Consider the following 24,163-nt stretch of genomic DNA (forward strand, 5'->3'; position numbering starts at 1 on the left):
ACCCTTTGAAGATCGTATGTCTAACATAACAAAGGGGTTTCAGTTTGGGGAGTTTTATCTTGACACCGTCGAGCGGCTGTTGCTACGGGGAGGCAAGCCGCTTCCGATCACGCCGAAAGCCTATCAACTCCTCGAGATCCTGGTCGAAAATTCGGGAACAACGGTCGAAAAGAGCCGGATAATGGAAGTGGTCTGGGGCGATAGCTTTGTCGAAGATGGCAACGTGGCATTTACGATCCGCCTGATCCGTGTTGCGCTAGACGATGATGCCCGCGAACCGCGATTTATCGAGACACTCCCACGGCGGGGGTATCGCTTTATTGCGGACGTTAAGCGGCTAGAGCCAGATCCGGCAGGTCCGCATTTCGAGAATGCTCCGACGCCCATTACACGCCAAGCAAATGAGCCAGCCTATGGCCAAAATCAGAAAGCCTCATTTTTAAGCTCGAGTACTCGGACGTTTCTAGGGTTTGTCTTCTTGGCATCTCTGGTCGGGTTCTGGTTTGGAAGCGGGAGTTTCACTGCCGGTGAAACATTTCAGCTGAACACTCGATTAGAATGGACTACTTTGTCAACTAACGGTACGACGAGGCACGCACTTTTGTCTCCTGATGGCGAGAATATGATCTACGTCAACGCGTACGGCGGGAAGGAGAGCATCTGGATGCGGCAGTTAGAAACCGACAACAACGTCGAGATCGTTCCGCCATCGGTCCAGAAGTATGCCGGACTGGCGATCTCGCCCGATGGGAATCAAATATACTTCACCCGATTCCCATTGGCTGATGGCCAACAGACGGATATCTATCGTGTATCCGTTTTCGGCGGTATTCCCACGAAGATCATTGAGCAGGCACAGGGCTGGATCAGCCTATCGCCATTGGGCGACAAGATCTCGTTCGTCAGGTGTTCGTACTTCGAGGATGACTATTGTGCGGTTTGGATCGCAGGGGTTGACGGCAACGATCAACGTCGAGTTGTGACGAAGCCGCGTCCGTTACGGATCAGCGACAATGCTATATCGCCCGATGGACAATCCATTGCTTTCGCCGTCGGAAGATCCACTAACTCTTCAAACGAATTCAGTCTGCGTGAGATTGACATCAACTCCGGCGCCGAACGAGAAATCACTCACGAAAAGTTCTTCAACATCAGAAAATTGACCTGGCTTCCCGATCGCAGCGGACTACTGATCTCTGCCTCCCAAATCCCTAACATTCATTATCGCATCTGGCAGGTGAGCTATGCGACGGGCTCGGTCCGGCCCATGACAAACGAAACTGAGAACGTGTCATCGGTCAGCATAGATCGGGCGGCGACCGCCGTTGTCGCAAGTAGGATCCGGCGCGATTTCCAGATCAGGTTTTTTCAGGATGGCGACGTCGCCGGTGCCCGTGTTTTGGCAGACGCGAATTCGATGTCGATCGCCGCCGATGGCAGAGTGTTCTTTTCCTCGCGCTCGAGCGGAAATGACGAAATCTGGGTGATGAACCTTGACGGCACGTCGTTACGACAATTGACCAACGAAAAATCCGACGATCTGTTTCCGCTCGTTTCGGGCGATGGCCGCAAGGTCTTTTTTTCGTCAAATCGTTCTGGAGCGGCTCATATCTGGAGCATGAATACCGATGGCAGCGGACTGACCCGTATAACAAAGAACGAAGGCGGATACCCAATATTTGCAACCCCTGATGGCCGCTGGGTCTATTTTCACTCAGGACGAAACCGCTCGCTTTGGCGGGCCGCGATCGACGGCGGAACCGAGGAAGCCGTTATAGAAGAGCGGCGGTCACTCTTTGAGTTCTCACGCGACGGAAAATTTGTTGCTTTTCCTGAACTCAGCGCGACCGCCAGGTCTTTGAACGTTGTCTCGATCGACAACATGGCCCTGGTCGGCGCGTTCGAGCTGCCATCCGGCTCCAGCCGATTAGTAGACGTCGAATGGCATGCTGATGGAAAGCACTTTTCGTACATTTTGGCGGATCCCGCGACCGGACGTTCCACCATTTGGCGACAGTCGGTCGCAGGGGGTGCGGCAGTACTGACGCACGACCTCGGAACAGATGAGATCGGCGAGGCGTTCAGCTTTGGCTTCGCACCCGACGGAAAATCGTTCGGTGTGATTCAGGGCAGTTGGAAGCACGATGCAGTTCTTGCCCGCGGTCTACTAGCGGTGAAATGAGCAGAAATCTTTTGGCTCGGAGCCCTCTGGGAAGGCCCGCACTTCCCTTGTCGGGCACTTCGAGGAAGCCCGCATGCCGGTCAGCGGACAGACGACGAGCGATGTGCCCAACGCCCTTTCTCTTGGGACGGGCGGTTGGTTCCTTTCGGGTGGCTCTTCGCCTTCGATCTTTTCCTGCCAGGTTCCGCTGAGCGGGGTTGGCGAGGGCTCCGCATCGAGGTCCATGCCGGTATCCACTTCGATCAGTTTTCGAGCGGGTATCGTCCCGGCAATGAAAAGCTCGACCCTCCGAAACTCGGCCGGCACGTCGGTAACAAACACCTCTTTCTTTTCCGGCACTTCCTCGACCGCCCATGCCGGGTCTTCAAGCACCGGATCGCCGGGTGTTGGCGAGGCTGTCGGCGTCGGTTCCGCATCCACCAATTCGACTCCGTCGAGTTCCCTGACGAGCGAACCGTTTCGGATGTCGATCTCCGCCTTGCGGATTCCCGCGGGCATCGCCCAGTCACCGTTCCATTCCGGGTGCCGCTCAAGCGCAGCTTTCATGAACTCCGCCCAGATCGGCATCGCCGAATCAGAGCCTTTCATCCCGAGGTCGTCGTTGTTGTCGAAGCCGACATAAACGACCGTTACGAGCTCGGGCGTATAGCCCGCGAACCAACCGTCGCGTGATGTGCCGGTCTTGCCCGCATACGCGGCTTTGCCGGCCTGATTACGAAATCCCCAGCCATTCAACTCTGCCGCTGTACCGCGGCTGATCACGTCCTTCATTATGTCGTTCATTATGTAAGCGACATCCGGACGCATCACACTTTGCTTATCTACCGTCGGCTGTGTCCGCGTTGAACCGTCACCGCGGGTGATCTTTGTAATCGGCATCGGCAGGACGCGATCGCCGAGATTCGCGAAAGCCGTGTAGCCGGTTGCGACCTGCATTGGCGTCGCCTCGGCAGTCCCAAGAGCCATTGAAGGGTAAGCTCGCTCGACCTTCGGAAGCCCGGCCCTAGCCGCGAGATTCATCACGCGGCCGACGTTAACCTGCATCGCGAGGTCAACAGTGATCGTGTTCTTGCTCTTCACCATGGAATCGCGGAGAGTGATTTCCTGATTCGAGAAATAATCGCCATAGTTGTTCGGCGAGTATGTATCTTGGTTGAATGTGAATATCTTCTTCTCGTCTTTGAGCACACTTGCCGCGGTAAAGACCCGAGTGGCCGGCTCGTATGCCGAATTGATCGCCGCAGCATAAACAAAGGGCTTAAACACGGACCCTGGCTGACGCATCGCACTCGTCGCCCGGTTAAATTGATTCTTCAGGAAATCCCTTCCGCCGACCATCGCAACGATCTCGCCCGTCTTCGGCCTGATCGAGACTAACGCCGCGTTGAGATTTCCCGGCTCCTTTTTCTTATAAAACTTCTCGAGCCGGTCGATTCGTCGGTTAACGATCTCGTAAGCGATCTTTTGTAGATCAGGGTCGATCGATGTGTAAACTCGCAAATGCTGAAGAGCCTCCGGGTCGCTAACAAGGCTCGGCAATGTGTCGATCACGTACTGCGAGAAATACGGCATGCCCTGAAGGTCACGACGGCTGGTTATCTCCCTGAGTTCAAGTTTGACCTGCCGGGCCTGCTCGAACTGCTGCGGCGATATCTCGCCGGCCTCTAGCATCGAGATCAGGACCTGATTTCTCCGCTCCTCTGCACGCTCAGGGTTCTTATATGGGCTATAGCGGTTCGGGCTTCGCAGAATTCCTGCGAGAAAAGCCGCCTCGGGCAGCGTTAGTTGAGCTATGTCCTTGCCGAAATAAGCGTTCGAGGCCTCGCCGACGCCGTAGATCGAAACGCCAAGCTGCTGCCCCAAATAGATCTGATTTGCGTAGAGCGTGAAGATCTCTTCCTTCGTCAGCCGCGTTTCGAGGATCACGGACATGAACGCCTCTTTCGCCTTCCGCTCGAGCGTCTGTTCGTTTGTCAGAAAAAGGTTCTTTACCAACTGCTGTGTGATCGACGAACCGCCTTGATTGGCGATCGGCGAATCGTCTTCGCCATCGTACCTTTGCCAGAGAGCCCGAAGAATGCCGCGGAAATTGACGCCGTAATGGTCAAAGAACGCCCTGTCCTCTGTGACCGTTATGGCCTTTATCAGGTGCGGCGGCAGATCCGCGAACTTGACCGTCCGGCGTCGGCCGTCGCCTTCGCCCGCGATCGTGCTAAGCATCTTTGGCTCAAGAAAAGCTTGTGCCGCCTCGGTTCCCGCATCAAGGTCGAGAATGGAATCGACGCTCTTGTTGTCTTTTGAAAAACGAACTCGCAGGTTCGGAAAGTTTCGCTTGCCGTCGATTACCGCGGTTTCGCCGGGCTCGATCAGCATTTCGTTTCCGTCAAATGAATAGCGGCTTCGGTCGGCATCCGCCTTGTTGTTCTTTTCAATATAGCCGGCGGTTTTGAGATACTCGACGAGGTCGAGCGAGGACATTGCTTCCCCTTTTCTAAGGTTCTTCGGCGAGGAATAAATTCCGGCCGTAGATGTGAACACTTCGCCGCTCAGAAGCCGCCTGTCGATCCTGTCCGAGTACTCAAACCAGAAATAAGTGAAGGTCAGGAACCCGGCGACGACGAGAAAGCCGGTTATCGCGAACGTCCATCTATTGAAGACCTTGCCAAGAAATCGTCGGTACCATGGAAACGGGTCAGCACGAAATGTAATCGCATCACCGCGGCGCTTTTTTACCCATCCTCTAGGGGGCATTTTTGACCGTGTTCCGGTGGATTTTGTTCGTGAAGGCATTGGGTAAGGCGGAAGGTTCTTTTGCTAGGGCTTTATTTCATCGTACATGCCCTTTAGAATTTTACCGATTTCTGGTGAACTATGTCTATATCTTTAAACGATAGCATCGATGCCGTTCTTTAAGACCCTTTCTACTCGCACTCGCCGGCAACTACTTTTCGCACCGTTCGCGATCGGTACAATGCTGGTCATCGGCAGCATTGGCTTTCGGAGTCTCGGCAATCATGGTTGGCTAGACGCGATCTATCTTGCGGCTCAGACGGTAACGACGGTCGGCTACGGGGATATAACGCTCGCGACTCGCGCGGAGAGGCTTTTCGCAACCGTTTACATGATCCTCGGGGTCGGAACCGTGCTTTATTCGCTGACAGTAATTGCTCAGGCGATCGTTCAGTCAGAATTGATCGGAGCCCTGACGTCCCGTCGTAAGCGGGCTAATATTGAGAAAATGCAGGACCACTATATAGTTTGCGGCGCAGGCCGCGTTGGCAGAAGGGTGATCAGGTACCTCGTTCAGCAAGGACTGAAGGTGATCGTAATCGAATCGGACCCAGTCCGGCTCGAGGAACTGCGTGAGCTGGCGATCGAGGTGCTCGAGGGCGATGCTACCATCGAGGCAAATCTGCTGCAGGCCGGAGTTGCAAAGGCGAAAGGGCTTGCCGCCTGTTTGCCTGATGATGCATCGAATGTGTATGTCGTCCTGACGGCCCGGGGTTTGAACCCTTCGGTTCACATCGTCTCTCGTGCGGTTGAGGAACAGGCCGAGCCGACGCTTCTCCGTGCCGGTGCGAGCCGCGTCGTAGCTCCAACGATAATCGGCGGGCAGTCAATGGCGAGGGCTTTGATAAAGCCCGCCATCGCGGATTTCATGGACACTATCGTCGCTGAGACCCACGATCTTGTATTCGAAGAATTTGCCGTCGCTTCGACCTCAGTGTTCTGCGGCAAGCGGCTTTCGGAAACGCATATTGGCAGTTCCTATGACCTGATAATTGTTGGGATACGCAGAGCAGGCGGCCATTTGGTCTTCCATCCATCCGGCGAAACACGAATTGAGGACGGTGACCTGTTGCTGGTCATCGGTACTGCCGAGGGCGTGAAACAACTGAAAGAGGCAAACAATTGATGCGGATACTAATTTCAGGCGGCAGCGGCTATTTGGGCACACATTTGCGCTCGTTTTTTGATGCGGACGACCTTTCACGGCGGTCGGGCCTCGACATTCTAAACCTCCAGGATGCTCAAATGGCCGCGGACTATGATGTGGTCGTCCACCTTGCCGCCTCGATGGATAAATCGCACGATTCGGCCGAAGAGGTTTTTCTGACAAACGTTGACGGCACGGTTAATCTGCTCCGAGTGATGCGTAAAGATGCCGTTTTCATCTTCGCCTCGACCAAGGATGTTTACGGCCGCTTTGCCGATAACTTTCGTGAGGTTCCCGAGACCTGCCCAACGCTCTACTCAGGGCAATCACCGCTTGAATGGTCGAAACTGGTTGCCGAGCACTACGTTGATTATTACTCACACCTGAGAAATTTCCGGTCTTGCATCTTCCGGCTTTCGACCGTTTACGCTCCTGCGACCGAAGGCAACACGCCGGGCTTCGTCGGCCACTACGCCGATTGTCTCGATCAAGGCAAGCCAATCAGGCTTCCGGGGGCGGGGCGGCCGGTTCGTGATCTATTGCATGTCGATGACTTCGCCAAAGCCTGTAAGGCCTTTATCGACTCTATCATCCGCCATGGGACATACAATCTCGGTGGCGGCCCGAAGAATGCGACTTCGCTATCCAACCTCGTCGAGATGCTCGAAAGTTCTTCTGGTTTCCAGGCCGTCCACGGAGCTCCACTGCCCGATCCGCTACCCTTCAATTACGTTTCGGATATCGGCCGCGTAATGCAGGAGCTCGATTGGTCGCCCGAGATCGATAACGAGACCGGATTGCGGACACTCTTTAACGCAGGAGCCGAAAGCGAGGCCGCCGCACAATGAGGATACTCGTCCGCGGAACGAATTGGATCGGTGATGCCGTTATGACCATCCCTGCGATGCGTCGCCTTCGCCGGGCATTTCCCGAGGCTCACATTGCCCTACATTGCCGAAAGTGGGCCGAGGGCATCTTTCGCGACGTCGATTTTCTCGACGAGATAATTCCCATTCAATCGACCGACAAAGGCCTCAACGACCTCAGAGACGAAGCGGAGCGAATTCGCCGCGGCCGATTTGATGTTGCGGTGATGTTCCCCAATTCATTCCGCTCAGCCGCATTGCCCTGGCTTGGAAAGATCCCGCGACGTTTTGGGTATGAGAAAGAGATGCGTGGGTTTTTGCTTACGGACCGGGTCGCCATTCCCGCGTGGAAATCCACGCGGCACGAAATATACTATTATTTGAATCTGGTGGAAGCGGTCGAGACGGCATTCGCCGGAAGTGTAGACGCCGCTGCCGAAGCTCCGGACATTTCGATCGCGGTATCAGCTACAAGGAAAGCGAAGGCTCGCGAATTTCTTGAGAGTATTGGATGCGATGCCGGACTTCCGATCGTCGCTCTTGGCTGCGGATCGACAAACTCGAGGGCGAAGCGTTGGCCAGCCGAGCGTTTCGCCAAGCTAGCCACGCATTTGATCGAAGCTGGAAATGCGAGCGTAGTACTTTTGGGGTCGAGCGATGAACGCGATGTCGCGGAACAAGTTGAAAGCCTCGCAGACTCGCGGTTGATAAATGCGGTTGGAAAGACGTCGCTTGAGGATGCTGTCTCTTTGCTTGCTGCGGCTGATGTTTTCGTTTCCAACGATATGGGTCTAGCGCATATTTCCGCGGCCGTCGGGACGCCGACGCTTGTCATATTCGGGCCGACGAACCCGGAAACAACGCGACCATTTTCGCCGCTTGCTGAGGTGATCCGAGTTCGGGTCGATTGCTCGCCATGTATGCTCCGCGACTGCCCGATCGATCACCGATGCATGACGTCGATCGAGCCCGATATCGTCGGAATGCGGGTCCTTGATATTCTAAATTCAGCGAGATCCAACGGCTGAACAAATTTGCAACGATGACGAACGAACTACAAAAAGCTGTATTCCTGGACCGCGATGGGACATTGATCGAGGAAGTGGACTTTCTTTCCCGGGTCGAGGACATGCGGCTGCTTTCTTCAACGGCCGCGGCCCTTTCACGCCTCCGCGAAGCCGGTTACGAACTTTTTGTGGTCACCAATCAATCCGGCATCGCCCGCGGTTTTTTTGGAGAGTCGGAAGTCGATGCGATCCACGATCGGCTTCAATCGGAACTTGGCGGGCTTATTTCAGGCTTTCAGTTTTGCCCGCACATGCCCGATGCCGGCTGCCGCTGCCGTAAGCCCAATGTCGGCATGATCGAAGCGAGCCTGAGCGGAGAAACCGTCGATACCGCTAATTCCTGGATGATCGGCGACAAGCTCTTGGATATAGAAACGGGATTCAACGCGGGGTTGCGAACGGCTCTGGTAAGAACTGGATACGGAGCCAAGGTCGCTGCGGCGCTTGAACGGGAACCTGACCTGATCGCGGACGACATCGGCATGGCTGTTGACCTTATTCTTGGGATGGCTCCGCAGTCGGGAGAATGACCCGGAACGTCGTGCCGTGCCCCTGCCCCTTACTGATGGCCATCACCGAACCGCCGTGCAACTCGACAATATTCCGGACGATCGCAAGTCCGAGTCCGAGTCCTTTCTGATTTTCGGATGAGCCGTCCTGCCTGAACTTTTCAAAGACCATTGGCAAAAACTCTTCGCTGATCCCGATGCCGGCGTCGGTCACCTCGATCTCAACGCGGCCATTCTCGTGTTTCAGGTTAAGGTCAATTCGGCCGCCGTCCGGTGTAAATTTAATAGCATTTGCTAGCAGATTCGTGACGACCTGCCCAAGGCGATTTGCGTCGCCGTTCAAGGCGATCTCGTCTGCCCCGTCTTGAATATTGACAACGAGGTCATGACGTTTCGCTTCCGCCGAAGGGCGAACGCTATCCGCTGCTTGGGAGACGACCTCACCGATCTGTACCCTCTCATTTTCGATCTGGAGCTTGCCCGATACGATCCGTGCAACATCGAGCAGATCCTCGATGAGCTTATTCTGAAGCTCTGAATTCTTGATGATCGTCGTGAGTGCCCTTCGCGATTGTTCTTCCTCAAGATTTCCTTCACGGAGCAATCTTGCCCAGCCGAGTATAGAATTAAGCGGCGTCCGAAGTTCGTGTGACACTGCCGCCATGAATTCATCCCGAACGCGATTGGCGATCTCGGCATCTTCCCTGGCTACACGTTCCTTGGCTAAAAGGTCCTCGCGTTCGGTGGCGGCAAGCGTCAGTTCATCATTGAGTGCTCGAAGCTCTTCAGTTCTGATCTCTACCCGGTGCTCAAGGTCCTTATTTACCTCGATCAGTTCGCCTTCGGCCAGTGCTCTTCGCTTTCCTTCAGAAAAAACGAGAAAATTCGCAAGCATTAGCGAGGCGATCCCGGCGACGACCGACAAGATAAGCACCCAAATGCTAACGCGGAGCCTGAAGTCGAACTCCGCGGCACGCTCGGCGGCCGCATTTATCTCGAACGCCTTTAACTCATTCGCGGCAGCACGAAAATTATCGAGCGGCTCCTTGGTCTCGGTCACGGAAAGCTCGGTGAACGCCGCAGCCGGCCCATCTATCTTTCGCCGCTCGATCTTTGAAGCGCTTTTCGACCAGAAGTCTTGAGCGCTCGTCGTAAGCTTTGAGACAAGGTGCGAGATCTCCGAGGCCTGCCCGAACGCCTGCTCGACCCGCGACTGGATCGCATCCGACTGCCGTTTCTTCGAAGCGAAGCGATCTGAATATGTTGAGTTTCCGGTGAGAATAAAGCCACGGACGTCCGCATCCGCATCGGTCATTATGGCCACAACGGATTCGAGATCGAGGAGAAGAATTCGTGTCCGCTCTTCTCGCTCGCGGATATCACGGGCCGAGGCCGTCGCTTGATAAAAGAAGAAACCAAGGACCGCAAAGACCAGAAAAACAACAAAAAGTACCAACGGAATTTTTCGTTCAAATCGAAGTGCCATTGAGATCCAGGGTTAGCCTAGCGCAACGCAATTGACCGTCTCGACCGAAGCTACTGAGCCGGTCTTGACTACGATTGTTCTGCAAATAGTGATAACTTTCATATTTGACGACAAACCGGGCGATCTCTCCCGAGGTTTCAAGTCGTCCCGAGCACGAGTTCCCGGACCATTCTCTCAATCCGATGATGTCGTGGCGCTCGTGTATCGGAATCCAAAACAATGTAAAAGGCAGCGTGATCTTACGAATGCGGGCATGGTTAGTTTAAACGAAAAAACGCCCTTCGCAAACGATCTGCAGAGTTCACCGATTATTCGGCTGATTCTTGGACGTTTTATCACGATTTTCGTGCTATTGGTCTCCGGCTGGTTTTGGTACAGTGGCGGGCTTGGTGTGTCGTTTGCTGAGATGCCTCGTGCTCCGATTGCGATCCTTATTTCCTCCGTTTCTGTGGGCATCGCTTTTCTGTTCCTTTTCGCACTTCGAGCCCCGGAAAGTGTGCAGATCCGCCTCCAGTTTCTCGCAGACGCCATTCTCATTACCTGGCTGGTCTCTATGACCGGCGGCATTTCGTCGCCCTATGTCACGCTTTACATCATTCTTATTGGTGTGACATCGATCTACTTGCGTCCACTCGAAACTCTCTTAACAGCTGTCGGCTGCACATTTCTGTTCGTCCTTATGGAGTTGGTGTTCCGTTTCGGGCTCCTTGAAACTGTGGGGCCGGAGCCAACCTTTTCAAAGAGTATTCAGATCGTAAGCTTTAACGTAGTTGCTTTCTTCGCCGTTGGCCTGCTTGCCTCACGGCTCGCCGACCGGCGGCTCTCCGGGGAGACGCTCAAGGAAACGGCAAAATCGCTAGCCGATCTGCGGGCTCTCCATGAGCGAATTGTTGAATCCATCAGATCCGGACTGATCATTACCGACCGGGACGGCACCATCTACACAGCGAATGCCGCTGCCTCGGAAATGATCGGACAGAACCTCGAGGGCCTCGCCGGAAGATCGATCACACAGCTTTTTGGCGATGTTCGCGAACAAATTCGCCTTTCAGAAACCATCACCGCAAATGAACAGCTTCCGCGATTTGAGACCGATCTTCGGACGCCTGATGGCTTCGCCGTCCACGTCGGATACAGCGTTTCCCTGCTGCGTTCGGAGGATAATGAACCCACGGGTTACATTTTCTCGTTTCAGGATCTGTCCGAGATCCGCTCAATGGAGGAAAGCGTTCGCCGCAAAGACCGTCTCGCAGCGGTCGGTAGGGTCGGTGCCGGACTTGCACATGAAATAAGGAACCCGCTCGGAGCAATGCGTGGAGCGATCCAATTGTTGGAGTCCAAGACCGAGCCCGGGTCTGTTCAGGCCGACCTGATGGGAATAATTCTCCGCGAATCTGATCGGCTTAACTCCATAATCACGAATTTTCTCAACTACGCTAAGCCGAAAGTGGGCGACTTTGTTGAGATCGATGTTAACGATGCGATCCGCGACACCGTCGTTCTGCTCAAACACGGGCCGGACGTCAAGCCCGAGCATTTGTTTGATCTCGATCTGCCGCCTGACCCGGTTTTTCTTTCCGCCGACGAGACCCAGTTGAAACAGGTCTTCTGGAACCTCTCGCGAAACGCAATAAATGCAATGCCCTCGGGAGGCGTATTGCGGATCAAGGTCGAGCGCCTTCCATTCGACAAGGTCCGCATCAAATTTGCCGATAATGGTTCAGGCATGCCGCCAGAGCAGGTAGAGAAGCTCTTCGAGCCATTTTCAAAGTCAACATCGGGTGGGACCGGGCTTGGGCTTTCGATCGTTTATCAGATCGTCCGCGACCATAATGGTTCCATAAACGTACGCAGTGCGGACGGCGAGGGAACAACCATCACCATTGAGTTGCCGGTCGGAAAGAAAACGCCGGTTGAACACTCGAAAAATGAACTCAGCGGTGTCGCGGGCGAAACGCCATTAGCCGATCTTCTGGTCGTTTCGCCGGGCGAAAAATAGATTTTACTTGAAAGGACGTGCCCTTTTCTGTGACAATAGGAGTTGTGTTGGTTTTCCGACGCTCTTCTCCATCCTTTTGTTAAAGTTAAAACTTGACCCGCTTCAAAGATGCCAAATCTATTGATCGTTGACGACGAACAAAGCTTCCGTCAGTTGCTCACCCTGATATTCGAGGGCGAAGGCCACAGCCTCCGGACTGCCTCAAACGGCCGCGAAGCCCTTGAACTCCTTGCTGAAGAGCCTGCTGATCTCATCATCTCCGATGTCATGATGCCTGATATGGACGGCATTGAGATGCTACGCGAACTGCGCTCGACCCAGCCGGATACGGGCATCATCTTCATGACCGCCTATGCTTCCGTTGACAGCGCTCGCGAGGCGTTCAAGCTTGGCGCCGACGATTTCATTCAGAAGCCTTTCGATGTCGAAGAACTAAAACTTATCGTTCGGAAGACCCTCGAAAAGCAGGAACTCATCGACGAGAACCGAGCCTTCAAGCGCGCCCAGCGTGACCGCGGAAGCGTTAGTAACATCATCGGCCGCTCGCAGAAGATGCAGGCGATCTATCAGATGATAGAGACCGTCGCTGAAGTTCAATCAACAGTGCTCATTACGGGTGAAAGCGGCACCGGTAAAGAACTCGTCGCCCGAGCGATCCACGACCTCAGCCCGCGGGCCGAGCGGCCATTTATCTCGATAAATTGCGGGGCGTTTACCGAAACCCTGCTTGAATCCGAACTGTTCGGCTATGTTAAGGGCTCTTTTACAGGAGCGAATACCAACCGCAAGGGTCTCTTTGAGGCAGCAAACCGCGGTACGATCTTCCTCGACGAGATCGGCGAGATGTCGCCTGCGATGCAGGTCAAGCTGCTTCGCGTTCTGCAAGAAAAGCGAGTTCGTCCCGTAGGAGCTCATGAAGAATTGGCGATAGATGCCCGAGTCGTTGCTGCCACAAATCGCGACCTCAAACAGATGTCTATCGATGGCAGCTTCCGCGAGGACCTATTCTATCGAATCTCGGTCATACCCATCGTTCTGCCGCCGCTCCGCGAGCGAAGCGAGGATATTCCGGAGCTTGTGAATCACTTTATCAACAAATTCTGCGAACAGTCCGGGCGCCAATTGACGATCTCGCCGAAGGCAATGCAGCTGCTGGAGGACTACGTTTGGGGCGGGAATGTACGCGAATTAGAACATACCATCGAACGTGCGGTCGCGCTTGAACGCGGTAACGAGATCCAACCCGAACGGCTTCCGGACAATATCACAAATTACAACCCCGAGCGCATCAAGGCCGAGTTCAACCTTCCGGATGCTGGGCTCAACCTTTCGGCACATCTAGATAATCTCGAAAAGACTTACGTTCTTGAGGCATTAAAAATGACTTCAGGCAATCAGACCAAAGCTGCGGATCTGCTTCATCTACAGGTCCGATCCCTCAGGCATTTGCTCGACAAACATAATATTCGAGCACTTTCCGCTCAAATGCGAAATGGCGATTGATCAAAGAGGGCCCGCATCGGCCTTTTTTGTCTCCATTGATCCCATTTGACAGTTTTTGTCAGCCCGACATTACCAAAATCTGTGAAATCCCTTTGCCAAGGCTGCTTCAATAGAATTCCCCGCCGGTCACGCAACCTCTAATAACCCTCATATTTTCAATTAGTTAAGCGGACAACGCTCCACATCGACGTCTTTGGCACAGCTATTGATTTACATAGTCTCGCCTGGGAAAGGTGAATACTCGAATCGAACCCAAAAATCTAGGAGATTGTGAATCAGAAATGAAAAATCAGAAAGGTTTCTCGCTTATCGAACTTTTGATCGTTGTTGTGATCATCGGCATCATCGCCGCGATCGCCATCCCGAACCTGCTGGCGGCACGCCGCTCGGCTAACGAAGGTTCAGCTATTTCGTCCCTCCGTACGCTTCACGGAGCACAGATGACCTATCAGTCAACCTCTGGTAATGGTCAGTTCGCTGGTACGGCCGGTACCCCGGGCACGACCCCGATGTCGGAAATGGCGGCAGTCAACCTCGTTGACAGCGTTCTCGCTTCGGGAACCAAGAGTGGCTATGACTACGTTGGCGACCGTGAAGTAGGAACCACCGCTCAGCCCGCTATATTCTACTTCTCGGCTCGTCCGTCACAGGCTTCGGGTATCACGCAGTCGGGAACCCGCCGCTTTGGTATCGCAACTGCGGGTGTCATCGTTGCTGACGCTCAGGCCGCGAACCTCGGCACGCACTTCGATGCTACGTCGATCGCAGCCGGTACGCCGCTATCGAACTAGTGTTAATCATTTAGCTTAGCAAGGGCGAGATTCCGCAAGGATTCTCGCCCTTTTCCTTTCCAACTTCCCCCAAAAAACGCTATCTTTACATCGGTCGATCCTCCCTAAGTAAGTTGACTTGGGTTAAAAGCAGATCTAACTTCCGGCTAAACAAATGGAAAACGTCTCAAGCGGTAACCGGCGATATTTGGAGGTTTTCCCGGTTTTTCTCGGACTGGCTTTGGTCAGCTTGATGATTCCGGTACCGAGGCCTTCATTCGTTCCATCAATGCCGTGGAAGGCCGAGTTCGCTATCTCGACCGTACTAGTGATCGTTTCGCTTGTCCTTTTGATCCGCAAACGACCTCTCTTTATTGAATCGGTAAAAACAACAGAGCTTCAACGGGTCATGTTTGGCGCCGTCTTGGCATTCGCATTATATTCAGCTCTTTCCATCGCGTGGGCCGAGTTTCCGATCGCTGCAACGCACCATGCTCTGGTCTGGCTCTGCTATTTCTGCATTCTCTACTTTGCATTCCGGTGGATCTCGATCAGCGGTTCGCTGAGGGCCGTTCTCTGCCCTCTCATTGTGGCGACAGTGGCTGTGTTCGCACTTTGCATCTTCGACCTTCTAACTTTTGAAAGTTTCGCCGCATTCGAAGGAGCCTATCGTATCCGTTACGCCCGTTTTGGCGAGATGGCGGTTACAGCAGGGCCTCTGATGCTCGGCTGTGCACTTGCGGACACGAATCAACGCCGTGCCGTACTCATCGGTGTCTTTGCCGCTGCCGCGTGGCTGATAGCGATGCTCTCGCTAAGTAAAGCGGCGTTCGTCTCGGGATCAGCAGGGTTTCTCCTTGTCTTCACAGGCATTCTCCTTTTCGGTCGCAGAGCAAGTCGCGTACGGACGATCGCAACACTCGCCATTTTTGCTGCATTAACGATCACAGTTCAGTTCGGCACCGCCTATCTAACAGCCATCCCATCAACGACGGAGTACATTTCCGGCTCCGCCGACCCGACCCGCTCGACCTCGACGATGCGCATCTTCACATGGAAGGTCGCGGTAGAGATGATCCGCAACAACCCTTTTCTCGGTGTCGGTGGTGACAATTTCGGCATTAGGTTCAATGAGGCACGCCAAAGCTACGCAGCTTCCCATCCTGAAGACGCAGACCTCGCGATCGCGGAAGACTATTTGGTTCAGCGTGCGCATAACGAATATCTGCAGATAGCAGCCGAGTTTGGGATCATCGGCGTACTTTTCATGCTTACGTGCTCGCTGTGGTTCGCGGCTGTGCTGGCGAAGGCGTTGTGGAACAGAAAAGGCCGAATCTCACCGATCATGCTCGGTTCGGCGGGCGGGCTTGTTGCGTTTGCGGTCAGTTCTGCATTCACATCGTTTTCATTTCGTGCATTTCAAAATGGTGTCGTGTTCTTTATTGTCCTGGCCGTTTTCATTCGCTCAATTGGCCTGCTTGGCCGCAGTGTGCGCCGGACAAACTTCTTGTCGGAGAGCTTTGCGGCGCGGCTGCAGAAGCTTGCCGTTGTTCCCTTTGCGGCCCTCTTCCTGCTGTCGCTCGTCTCGGGAGCGAGCCAATACTATGTTTTGCTCGGTGAGAAGGCTCAATCCGCGACCGAGGCCGAGGCGTACTTTCGCACAGCCATCGGTCTTGATCCCGAAAACACCGGAGCCTATCTTGCCTATGCAGGCCGAACCGGACGCGGTGGAGAAAACCAAAGGGCAGCGGCTCTATTTCGAAAGGCCATCGATACTGGGCTTGGCGTTACGGTCACGTACTCGATGCTCGCGAAAGCTTATGAGCTTGACGGCGATCTCGAAAACGCCGAACTCACGTTGGCCGAGGCCATCAGCATTTTCCCGCGGTCGGTTTTCATGAGGGTTCGGTACGCTCTCGTTCTCGAGGCAAGCGGCAAAGCCGACGAATCCCTGAAGCAGTTCGAGGCAGCCCGTGCGATCGACGCGAGGCAGGCCAACGGCTGGGAAACTCTCATCCGCGAGGGGATGCTGAAAGCTCACCTTCGGGCAAAAGATGTCGGCGATTCAACTCCGCCGGCCGACCTTCTACCAAACAATGCGATCTACGCCTATGCTGACGAACAGATCGGCCCGGCAAGTCGGTTGCCATGACGCAGACGGATTGGCTCTAAATTTAGCAGCCGCGTATGTTAGTATTCCTTTCAAGATACCTGTCCGCCGGCAGGTAAGCCCGACAGTTGTTTGTTGCTGCAAATGACACGAACCGTTTTCCCAATAATTCTAAACACTTTTCGCGAGGCGATCCGTGACCGGATACTTTATAACCTCGTGATCTTTGCGTTGCTCGTAATTGCCAGCGCCATCCTTCTCAAAGATCTGACCGACGGTCAGGAGGGCCGGACCATCGTAAACATCGGACTTACGGCGATGCTCTTTTTCGGAGTCTTTATTGCGATATTCGCCGGCGTGGGCCTGGTGTCAAAGGAGATAGAAAAACGGACTGTGTATTCGATCTTCAGCAAACCTGTCCGGCGGTCTGAGTTCATTATCGGGAAGTACCTTGGGCTTTGCCTGACACTTGCCCTGAACGTCGCTGTAATGGGGGTTGGACTGACGCTAGCATTGGTTTTCGTCGGTTCAAATACGTTGGCCGCAAACATCTGGCCTGCGCTCTTTCTCATCTTTCTTGAACTGATGATCATCACGGGTGTCGCGATGGTTTTCTCGACCTTTTCATCGCCGGCACTTTCCGCATTGCTTTCGTTCCTCGTATTCGTGATCGGACATCTGAGTTCGTCTCTCCGCGACCTCGGGGAAACGCTGGGATCTCAACTGTCGAAAGTAGTTTTTGACGCTATCTATTTCATGCTTCCGAATTTGTCTTTATTCACATTTCGGACCGAGGCGGCGGCCGGTTTGGTGCCGAGCACGGCTATGCTCGGCTATTCGGCACTTTACGCCTTGCTATATATCGTTGTTTTACTTGGAGTGGCCGTGATGGTCTTTCAGAGGCGAAATTTTAAGTAGCTTGTCTCTCGCCACTCTCACTTAGAAGATGTCAGCGAAAACTGCACCAAAGTTTCGAAGCTCAGCCTTCGCCATCGCGTTTACGGTCCTTTTGTGCCTCGTCGCATCTGCGTTCGTTTCGGCACGTGCGGTCGAGAGCCGTCCGCAGCTTTCCGCCGAATACGCCGATGCGGATCTCGAATTTCAGGGAAAGAAGCTTCGCGGGTGGACTCTCGGTTCTGAGGGTCTACTCGCCGATTGGTACTGGATGCGCTCGCTGCAATATATTGGCGACAAGATCGTAAAAAGTGAAGAGGAATTCATAAACGTCGAAGATCTAAGGCCGCTCAACCCACGGCTTCTTTATCCGCTCCTCGATAATGCGACCGATCTGGACCCGCGGTTCATGGCGGCATTTTCCTACGGCTCGATCGTGCTTCCTGCCGTCGACCCCGAACAGGCGATAGCCTTGACGAAAAAGGGTATCAAGTCAAACCCGGAAAGCTGGCGGCTGTACCAATATCTTGGCTATATTTATTGGCGTCAGAAGCGATTCGAAGAAGCTGCAGAGACTTATGATCGAGGTTCGCAGATCGCCGGGGCTCCGCCGTTCATGCGACAGATGGTTGCAGCAATGAAAACGCAGGGAGGCAGCCGCGAGACTGCCCGCGAGATCTATATACAGATGCGCGACCAGGCCGAGGATCAACAGTCGCGGGAGAATGCCGAGCTTCGACTTTTGGAACTTGATGCACTTGACGAGATCGATGCGATAAACGCGGTTCTCCTGTCAACGGTTGAACGAACCGGAAAATGCCCGGTGTCTTTGGGGCAGATCATTCCGACGCTGCGAGACGCAAAACTGCCCGGCGGACGGGCTCTCCGGCTCGATCCGAGCGGCGATCTCGCCGATCCTCTCGGCTTCCCTTACCGCCTGCAAGCCGTTGATTGCCGGGCGATACTTAACGCGGATACAAGAATTCCCAAGCAGCTCAACTAGCCCTTTTTGATATGGAGAACATTGTTGAGATCGAAGGACTGTCAAAGGATTACGAGGTCGGCTTTTGGCGAAAGCGGAAGGTGCGGGCCCTTGATGACCTGAGCCTCAGCGTCAAGCCCGGCGGAATCTTTGGCTTTCTCGGCGGAAATGGTGCCGGAAAAACGACGACCATCAAGATCCTGATGGGACTTCTCTTTCCGACCGAAGGAAGTGCGCAGATCCTCGGCTCGCCGATCGATGACGAAATGATGCGTTCGCGGATCGGCTATTGCCCTGAGAACCCGTATTTCTACGACTATCTTACGCCGCTCGAACTGCTCGATTATTTCGGCCAGCTTTTCGGGCTTGATGCCGCGGTGCGGAGCTCGCGGTCGGAGGAATTGCTGAATGCGGTCGGGCTCGAGGAGATCGCATGGAAGCGGCAGCTCCGCAAATTCTCGAAAGGAATGCAACAGCGTGTCGGGCTTGCTCAGGCTCTCATCAACGAACCCGAGATCGTATTTCTCGATGAACCAATGAGCGGTCTCGATCCCGTCGGCCGCCGCGAGATTCGCGAACTTATCGCCGGGCTAAAGGCCAAAGGCACCTCCGTATTCATGTCCACGCACATCCTCTCGGACGTTGAAGCACTCTGCGACGAGGTCGCGATATTGCGAAAAGGCAGGCTGTTTGCGACCGGCGATTTGCAAGAACTTCTCAGTCGAGATACCGGCCGCGGTGGCTTTGAAATAATCGCTTCCGGCCTTTCACCTGCCGCTATTGCACAGATCGAGGCTCTGAGTAAGGGAGCCATCGTTTCTGGAAAACCGAATGGAATAGCGATCGAGGTTGCAAGCGACGACTCGATCGAGGCCGTGCTTCGGACCATCCGCGACAACTCCGGCACACTGATCTCCGTTCTCCCGGTCAAGCAATCGCTTGAAGATCTTTTTGTCGAAACGCCTGCTGAGAATTAGAGCGGTGTTTCGGTCCGGATGGCCGTCACCTTCCAGCGAATATCCGCTCGGTCATCGTTCTGCCTGAAGCCGTCGATGGTTAAGTTCACCGTGACGCTCTCGCCGGGGTCGAGGCGGGCGTGCTGGGCAGGAATTGCCAGGAGCCGCTTCTCTTTCAGCACCTGCCCTTCCGTATTTCGCACGGCAACATTGATCTCAAGCCCGTTGATCGTCCGCGTTCCTTTGTTCCGCACTGTCCCGCGGATGAACATCGAAATGGTGCCGAAGGCGTTTGGTGATTCCACCGTATCGCGGCTGGTTGAGATGACTATGTCGTTCGTCAGCGTCTCAAACTCCGGACTTCCCTCTTTATACGCCCCTTCGATAACGGCAACCTTCTGCTCCTCGATCGAAGGCTGAAGCGTCAGTATCCAGATCCCAACGCCGAGAAGCACAAGGCCGACGACTCCTCCGACAAGAAGTCCCGCGAGATTGCGTTTGGGTTTTTGGTCAAGTTCTTCGAGCGATTTCATAGTCTACGTGCTCCGGCATTGGCGAGAAATTTGCCATAGGTTATCATCTCGATTGCCCTTTCTCGAAATGTCACAAGCACCGGAAAGCCCCGCGCCCGAACCCGCTTATTTAGAGGTCGCCCTGCCTCTACCGGTTCGCCATGGTTTCACCTATCGGATCGACGCTGAGATGAAGGCGGTTGCGAAGCTCGGCGCCCGTGTGGTTGTTCCATTTGGAAAGCGCAGTTTTACAGGGTACATAACCGGCTTTCCAGAACGCCTACCAGCCGATGGCTCGCTCTCGCCCGATCAGGTGCGGCCGATAATCTCGCTTGAGGACGAGGAGCCGTTGATCACACCGGAAATATTCGAGCTTACTCGCTGGGCCGCTGATCATTACATCGCGTCCTGGGGCGAAATGTTGAAGGCCGCACTTCCGGCGGGCATCAATGTCACTGTTGACCGCTCGATCTCGATCACGGAGAAGGGCCGCCTCGAACTAAAACAGCTAAAACGCGAAGGCTCTATAAAGCACAAATTGCTTGCAGCTCTGCAGCAGAATGACGCCGTCCCGCAGAGCGAACTGCTCAAAGATGCGGGCAGCTCGGCTTCCGGGGTTTTACGCGAGCTGACAAAGGCGGGATTTGTAACGGCCGCTGAAACGACGGTTGAAGCAAGGGTGAAGCCGAAGCGTCGCAAAGCGGTTCGTTTAAGCGCAGAAAGTTCAGCCGGCGAAGATGATCTCAACGAACAACAGCGGCGAATTCTTTCTCTTCTAAAAGAAAGTGGCGGAGAGATGTTCTTCACCGATCTTCTTGAGAAGGCAGGCGTGAGTTCGTCCCCGATCACAACGCTCGCAAAGAAAGGCTTTTTAGAGGTCTTCGTCGGCGAAGAGATCCGCGACCCGCTTTCCGGCTACCAGGAACTCGCACCTGCCGAACTTACTTTAACGGCTGCCCAGCACGAAGCTCTCGACAAGATCACCGACGCCCTCAGCGGCGAGACATTCAAGGCCTTTTTGCTCCACGGCGTGACCGGAAGCGGCAAGACCGAGGTTTATATTCGTGCGATGCGGCGAGCACTTGAGGACGGGCTGTCGTCGTTGATGCTTGTGCCGGAGATCGCACTTACGCCGATCTTCTCCCGCCGGTTGCGTGACGCTTTCGGCTCAAAGGTGGCGATCCTTCATTCGAACCTCTCGGCGGGTGAGCGGTTCGATGAATGGCGGCGGATCCGCAGCGGCGAGGCCCGGATCGTCATTGGCACCCGCTCGGCCGTCTTCGCCCCGCTTTCCGATCCGGGCCTGATCATCGTTGATGAGGAGCACGATGCTTCATATCGGCAGAATGAATCGCCTTTCTACCATGGCCGCGATGTCGCCGTAATGCGGGCACATCGGGCCGGTGCGGTCATCGTCCTTGGGTCGGCGACGCCGTCGCTCGAATCGCACAATAATGCCCGCATCGGCAAGTATGATTATCTCCGAATGCCCGAACGGATCGGCGGCCGGCCATTGGCCGAGGTCGAGCTGATCGATATGCGTGAGGTATTTAGGCGGGCGGGCAAGGACGTCGTCATCTCGCCGAAGCTCGCCGAGGCGGTTGTTGAAACCCACGGCCGCGGCGAGCAGACGATGATGCTGCTCAACCGCCGCGGGTTTTCATCCTTCGTGCTCTGCCGGAGCTGCGGCGAAAGCCTGCGATGCAAGAATTGCGACATCACGCTGACCTATCACAAATCTGGTTCGCGACTCATCTGCCATTATTGCAGCTACACGACCGACCCGCCGAGCGTTTGCCCGTTTTGCGAGAGTGAATATCTTTACTTCATCGGGCAAGGCACGGAGCAGATCGAGGAATTGCTCCGGAAGCAGTTTCCGCGGCTGCGGATCGCCCGCGTTGACCGCGACACGATGAAGCGAAAAGGCGAGCTTGACCGCACGCTGCTCGCGTTTGACCGCGGCGAGATCGACCTTCTGGTCGGGACGCAGATCCTCGCAAAGGGCCATGATTTTCATAACGTGACGCTGGTCGGCGTGATATCGGTCGATAACGGGCTCGGGCTTCCGGATTTTCACGCGGCCGAGCGGACGTTTCAGCTCCTGACCCAAGTTGCCGGCCGTGCCGGACGCGGAAGCCTCGCCGGACGTGTGCTGATACAGACCTATCACCCGGAGCACTACGCCCTTCAGCGTGCTTCAAAACAAGATTTCGACGGCTTCTTCGAGGAGGAGATGCGGTACCGCGAGCGGCTCGGTTATCCGCCGTATTTCGTTATCGCCTCGATCATGGCAAAGCACCGCGACCAAGCCTATGCGATGCGGACCGCCGAGATTCTCCGCCGCTGTCTCGACAAAGCGAACAAAGCGAAAGAGGCCCGCATTCTCGGGCCCGCCGAAGCCTCCATCGCCCGCATCAAGAACGAATGGCGGATACAGACAATAATAAAATCGCCGAACCGCAAGCTCCTCCGCGAGCTTATCGATTCGGCAATGCGTGAGGCCGAAGCCTCGGGCTCTGACCGCCGTATCCTTCAGGTACAGATCGATCCGCTCGACCTGCTTTGAAGTTAATTAAGCGAACGCGAGGCAAACTGTGCTCGGGCCAGATCGACCTTCGCATAGATCTCCTGCATCGAGATCTTGCAGGCGGCGGCATCGATCGAGATCACATCGTCCTTCTCGTTGTAAATGCGGTAGATCCACTGCTTCTGATTCTGCCGGGCATAGTGCTCGACCCGCATCTCATCCTGCTTGACCAGCAAGCATTCCTTGATGCTGTCCGTCGCCAGAAAGCTCTCGAGCTTCCGCGTCTTCTCGAGCGAATCGGACCGCGACGAGAAGACATCAATGATCACCGTCGGGTTCAGCAATTCCTCTTCCGAGGCGGTCGAAAAGTTCGGGTCATTCGCCACAATGACGATGTCCGGTGTGCAGATGAGCCCGTCACCGAGCCGCACCCGCATGTTGCCGATATACATCTCGCCCTTCTTCCCGCCGTTGCGGCTGCCGATGCCGATGGCCGCATTTGCGACGAGCAGATTATGCGGCCGGTCGCACCCGCTGCGGCCGATCACGTTCGAATTTCCCGCGGCCCTCGTGCCGTCTGAGATCCCGCCATTCATAGCCTTGCTTTGCGAGGCTGCTGTCGCTATTTGATTCACCATTTAATGAGTGCTCCTATACGTTTGAACAAAATTCGGTCAAATCGCGGGCAAAATCTTGGGGGCTTTGCTTGGGGAAAGGGGTTTGATACAACTAGTGTTGCACATCCCGACTTGGCTTTTCAAGGTATATTTCTATGAAACTATCCGAACTTGCAGAAAAGACCGGAACAACGCTCGAATCCGGCTCATCGGAGACAGATATTGCGTCGGCCGCCGGCCTTGATATTGCCGGGCCGGGTGACGTAACGTTCCTGGCAAACCCGAAATACACTCCGCAGATCAAGGACACGAAAGCCTCGGCCATCTTCCTCAACGAAGGCGTCGAGGTCGGCCGCGACGACATCGCCGTACTGCGGGCGAAGGATGCTTATCTTGCCTATACGCGTGCTCTGCGTGTGTTTTATCCCGAAAGGCCGGTCAGTCCGGGAGTGCATCCTTCGGCGGTGATCGACCCGACCGCTGAGGTATCGCCAGACGCTGAAATCGGTCCGAATGCGGTCGTCGGTGCGGGATCGAGGATCGCCGCGGGCGTGAAGCTTTTCCCGAATGTGACCATCTACGACGGTGTTTTAGTCGGCGAAGGTTCGGTGCTGCATTCCGGAGTTTCTGTGCGGGAGAATTGCGAGATCGGACGGAACTGCATCATTCACAACAACTCGACCATCGGCTGCGACGGATTTGGCTATGCGAAGGACGAAGAGAAACGCTGGCTGAAGATACCGCAGGTTGGCCGCGTCGTGCTTGAGGATGATGTCGAGATCGGTGCGAACACGGCCATCGACTGTGCGTCTGTCGGCGAGACGCGGATCAAACGCGGTGCGAAGATCGACAACCTCGTCCAGATCGGCCACTCATGCACCGTAGATGAGGACGCACTTATCTGCTCGCAGACCGGCTTGGCAGGTTCAAGCGTGATCGGCAAACGTGTGATACTCGCCGGCCAAGTCGGCATCGCGGGGCATTTGAAGGTTGGCGACGATGCTGTCATCACGGCTAAATCCGCGACATCACACGACATCGAACCCGGTAAGGTCATCTCCGGCATTCCCGGCTTCGACAACAAAGACTGGCTCCGCTCGACCGCCGCCTACCGCCGCCTAGGCGAATTCGCCCAACGGCTCAAAAAACTCGAGAAGCTCCTCGACAAGTCAGAACCGCCTGCGTAAGCGGGCGGCCAGCTCGCCGGCACGGAGGACATTTCAAACAACGGATTCCCGCAGATCTT

At 55.0% G+C, this 24,163-nt stretch carries 17 protein-coding genes and 1 pseudogene; 14 read left to right on the top strand and 4 right to left on the bottom strand.

The features are described from left to right. Window positions 1-16: 16 nt before the first annotated feature. Window positions 17-2,182 carry a PD40 domain-containing protein gene (locus tag IPM21_00960; protein ID MBK9162485.1) on the top strand — a complete coding sequence of 722 codons (2,166 nt, stop codon included), beginning with the start codon at window positions 17-19 and terminating at the stop codon, window positions 2,180-2,182. Here the strand turns inward: IPM21_00960 and IPM21_00965 are convergent. After that, window positions 2,168-4,933: a PBP1A family penicillin-binding protein gene (locus IPM21_00965; protein ID MBK9162486.1), complete on the bottom strand. Its 2,766-nt coding sequence runs from the start codon at window positions 4,931-4,933 to the stop codon at window positions 2,168-2,170. The two genes, IPM21_00960 and IPM21_00965, sit on opposite strands and share 15 nt — an antisense overlap. Window positions 4,934-5,081: 148 nt before the next feature. On the opposite strand from IPM21_00965, the gene IPM21_00970 reads away from it, so the two are divergent. Genes IPM21_00970 through IPM21_00985 form a run of 4 tightly spaced genes read left to right on the top strand, consistent with a single transcriptional unit; the run spans window position 5,082 to window position 8,582 of the window. Next, on the top strand, window positions 5,082-6,098 hold the full coding sequence (locus tag IPM21_00970) for a potassium channel protein (GenBank protein ID MBK9162487.1): 1,017 nt from the start codon (window positions 5,082-5,084) through the stop codon (window positions 6,096-6,098). Further along, window positions 6,098-6,967 (top strand): NAD-dependent epimerase/dehydratase family protein, encoded by an 870-nt coding sequence (locus IPM21_00975; protein ID MBK9162488.1) that lies wholly within the window; start codon window positions 6,098-6,100, stop codon window positions 6,965-6,967. Before IPM21_00970 ends, IPM21_00975 begins: the two co-directional genes overlap by 1 nt. Beyond that, window positions 6,964-8,013: a lipopolysaccharide heptosyltransferase II gene (waaF, locus tag IPM21_00980; protein MBK9162489.1), complete on the top strand. Its 1,050-nt coding sequence runs from the start codon at window positions 6,964-6,966 to the stop codon at window positions 8,011-8,013. Before IPM21_00975 ends, waaF begins: the two co-directional genes overlap by 4 nt. Window positions 8,014-8,027: 14 nt before the next feature. Beyond that, window positions 8,028-8,582 (top strand): HAD family hydrolase, encoded by a 555-nt coding sequence (locus tag IPM21_00985; protein MBK9162490.1) that lies wholly within the window; start codon window positions 8,028-8,030, stop codon window positions 8,580-8,582. On the opposite strand, the gene IPM21_00990 is transcribed toward IPM21_00985, so the two are convergent. Beyond that, complete coding sequence (locus IPM21_00990) at window positions 8,548-10,047, bottom strand: CHASE3 domain-containing protein (protein MBK9162491.1); 1,500 nt, start codon at window positions 10,045-10,047, stop codon at window positions 8,548-8,550. The two genes, IPM21_00985 and IPM21_00990, sit on opposite strands and share 35 nt — an antisense overlap. Window positions 10,048-10,543: 496 nt before the next feature. On the opposite strand from IPM21_00990, the gene IPM21_00995 reads away from it, so the two are divergent. From IPM21_00995 to IPM21_01025, 7 genes and pseudogenes are all read left to right on the top strand, one after another. After that, a complete protein-coding gene (locus IPM21_00995) occupies window positions 10,544-12,046 on the top strand; it encodes a PAS domain S-box protein (protein ID MBK9162492.1) in 1,503 nt (500 codons plus the stop codon). A gap of 108 nt (window positions 12,047-12,154) precedes the next feature. Next, complete coding sequence (locus IPM21_01000) at window positions 12,155-13,549, top strand: sigma-54-dependent Fis family transcriptional regulator (GenBank protein ID MBK9162493.1); 1,395 nt, start codon at window positions 12,155-12,157, stop codon at window positions 13,547-13,549. A gap of 281 nt (window positions 13,550-13,830) precedes the next feature. Further along, window positions 13,831-13,914: pseudogene (locus IPM21_01005) on the top strand (prepilin-type N-terminal cleavage/methylation domain-containing protein). A 580-nt stretch (window positions 13,915-14,494) separates the two neighbouring features. After that, the gene (locus IPM21_01010) at window positions 14,495-16,471 is read left to right on the top strand and encodes an O-antigen ligase family protein (GenBank protein ID MBK9162494.1); all 1,977 of its coding nucleotides are present in this window, start codon (window positions 14,495-14,497) and stop codon (window positions 16,469-16,471) included. Between the two features lie 102 nt (window positions 16,472-16,573). Beyond that, window positions 16,574-17,347: an ABC transporter permease subunit gene (locus IPM21_01015; GenBank protein MBK9162495.1), complete on the top strand. Its 774-nt coding sequence runs from the start codon at window positions 16,574-16,576 to the stop codon at window positions 17,345-17,347. 28 nt (window positions 17,348-17,375) lie between these two features. Continuing rightward, window positions 17,376-18,326, top strand: coding sequence for a hypothetical protein (locus tag IPM21_01020; GenBank protein ID MBK9162496.1), 951 nt, complete (start codon window positions 17,376-17,378; stop codon window positions 18,324-18,326). An 11-nt stretch (window positions 18,327-18,337) separates the two neighbouring features. Then, complete coding sequence (locus tag IPM21_01025; protein ID MBK9162497.1) at window positions 18,338-19,282, top strand: ABC transporter ATP-binding protein; 945 nt, start codon at window positions 18,338-18,340, stop codon at window positions 19,280-19,282. On the opposite strand, the gene IPM21_01030 is transcribed toward IPM21_01025, so the two are convergent. Further along, the gene (locus IPM21_01030; GenBank protein ID MBK9162498.1) at window positions 19,279-19,794 is read right to left on the bottom strand and encodes a hypothetical protein; all 516 of its coding nucleotides are present in this window, start codon (window positions 19,792-19,794) and stop codon (window positions 19,279-19,281) included. The two genes, IPM21_01025 and IPM21_01030, sit on opposite strands and share 4 nt — an antisense overlap. A gap of 67 nt (window positions 19,795-19,861) precedes the next feature. Here IPM21_01030 and priA point away from each other — a divergent pair, with 67 nt between their 5' ends. Next, entirely contained in the window at window positions 19,862-22,339 is a 2,478-nt protein-coding gene (priA, locus tag IPM21_01035) for a primosomal protein N' (protein ID MBK9162499.1), read from the top strand. A gap of 2 nt (window positions 22,340-22,341) precedes the next feature. On the opposite strand, the gene IPM21_01040 is transcribed toward priA, so the two are convergent. Then, the gene (locus IPM21_01040) at window positions 22,342-22,938 is read right to left on the bottom strand and encodes a Uma2 family endonuclease (protein MBK9162500.1); all 597 of its coding nucleotides are present in this window, start codon (window positions 22,936-22,938) and stop codon (window positions 22,342-22,344) included. A gap of 134 nt (window positions 22,939-23,072) precedes the next feature. On the opposite strand from IPM21_01040, the gene lpxD reads away from it, so the two are divergent. After that, window positions 23,073-24,104 carry a UDP-3-O-(3-hydroxymyristoyl)glucosamine N-acyltransferase gene (gene lpxD / locus IPM21_01045; protein ID MBK9162501.1) on the top strand — a complete coding sequence of 344 codons (1,032 nt, stop codon included), beginning with the start codon at window positions 23,073-23,075 and terminating at the stop codon, window positions 24,102-24,104. Window positions 24,105-24,163 lie beyond the last annotated feature (59 nt).

The sequence above is a fragment of the Acidobacteriota bacterium genome (genome assembly GCA_016716435.1).
Lineage (GTDB): Bacteria > Acidobacteriota > Blastocatellia > Pyrinomonadales > Pyrinomonadaceae > OLB17.

What these genes read in the sequence shown, in the direction of transcription:
- IPM21_00960 (MBK9162485.1), top strand. Translation starts at nt 17, where the DNA reads ATGTCTAACATAACAAAGGGGTTTCAGTTTGGGGAGTTTTATCTTGAC.
- IPM21_00965 (MBK9162486.1), bottom strand. Translation starts at nt 4,933, where the DNA reads ATGCCCCCTAGAGGATGGGTAAAAAAGCGCCGCGGTGATGCGATTACA.
- IPM21_00970 (MBK9162487.1), top strand. Translation starts at nt 5,082, where the DNA reads ATGCCGTTCTTTAAGACCCTTTCTACTCGCACTCGCCGGCAACTACTT.
- IPM21_00975 (MBK9162488.1), top strand. Translation starts at nt 6,098, where the DNA reads ATGCGGATACTAATTTCAGGCGGCAGCGGCTATTTGGGCACACATTTG.
- waaF (MBK9162489.1), top strand. Translation starts at nt 6,964, where the DNA reads ATGAGGATACTCGTCCGCGGAACGAATTGGATCGGTGATGCCGTTATG.
- IPM21_00985 (MBK9162490.1), top strand. Translation starts at nt 8,028, where the DNA reads ATGACGAACGAACTACAAAAAGCTGTATTCCTGGACCGCGATGGGACA.
- IPM21_00990 (MBK9162491.1), bottom strand. Translation starts at nt 10,047, where the DNA reads ATGGCACTTCGATTTGAACGAAAAATTCCGTTGGTACTTTTTGTTGTT.
- IPM21_01000 (MBK9162493.1), top strand. Translation starts at nt 12,155, where the DNA reads ATGCCAAATCTATTGATCGTTGACGACGAACAAAGCTTCCGTCAGTTG.
- IPM21_01010 (MBK9162494.1), top strand. Translation starts at nt 14,495, where the DNA reads ATGGAAAACGTCTCAAGCGGTAACCGGCGATATTTGGAGGTTTTCCCG.
- IPM21_01015 (MBK9162495.1), top strand. Translation starts at nt 16,574, where the DNA reads ATGACACGAACCGTTTTCCCAATAATTCTAAACACTTTTCGCGAGGCG.
- IPM21_01020 (MBK9162496.1), top strand. Translation starts at nt 17,376, where the DNA reads ATGTCAGCGAAAACTGCACCAAAGTTTCGAAGCTCAGCCTTCGCCATC.
- IPM21_01025 (MBK9162497.1), top strand. Translation starts at nt 18,338, where the DNA reads ATGGAGAACATTGTTGAGATCGAAGGACTGTCAAAGGATTACGAGGTC.
- IPM21_01030 (MBK9162498.1), bottom strand. Translation starts at nt 19,794, where the DNA reads ATGAAATCGCTCGAAGAACTTGACCAAAAACCCAAACGCAATCTCGCG.
- priA (MBK9162499.1), top strand. Translation starts at nt 19,862, where the DNA reads ATGTCACAAGCACCGGAAAGCCCCGCGCCCGAACCCGCTTATTTAGAG.
- IPM21_01040 (MBK9162500.1), bottom strand. Translation starts at nt 22,938, where the DNA reads ATGGTGAATCAAATAGCGACAGCAGCCTCGCAAAGCAAGGCTATGAAT.
- lpxD (MBK9162501.1), top strand. Translation starts at nt 23,073, where the DNA reads ATGAAACTATCCGAACTTGCAGAAAAGACCGGAACAACGCTCGAATCC.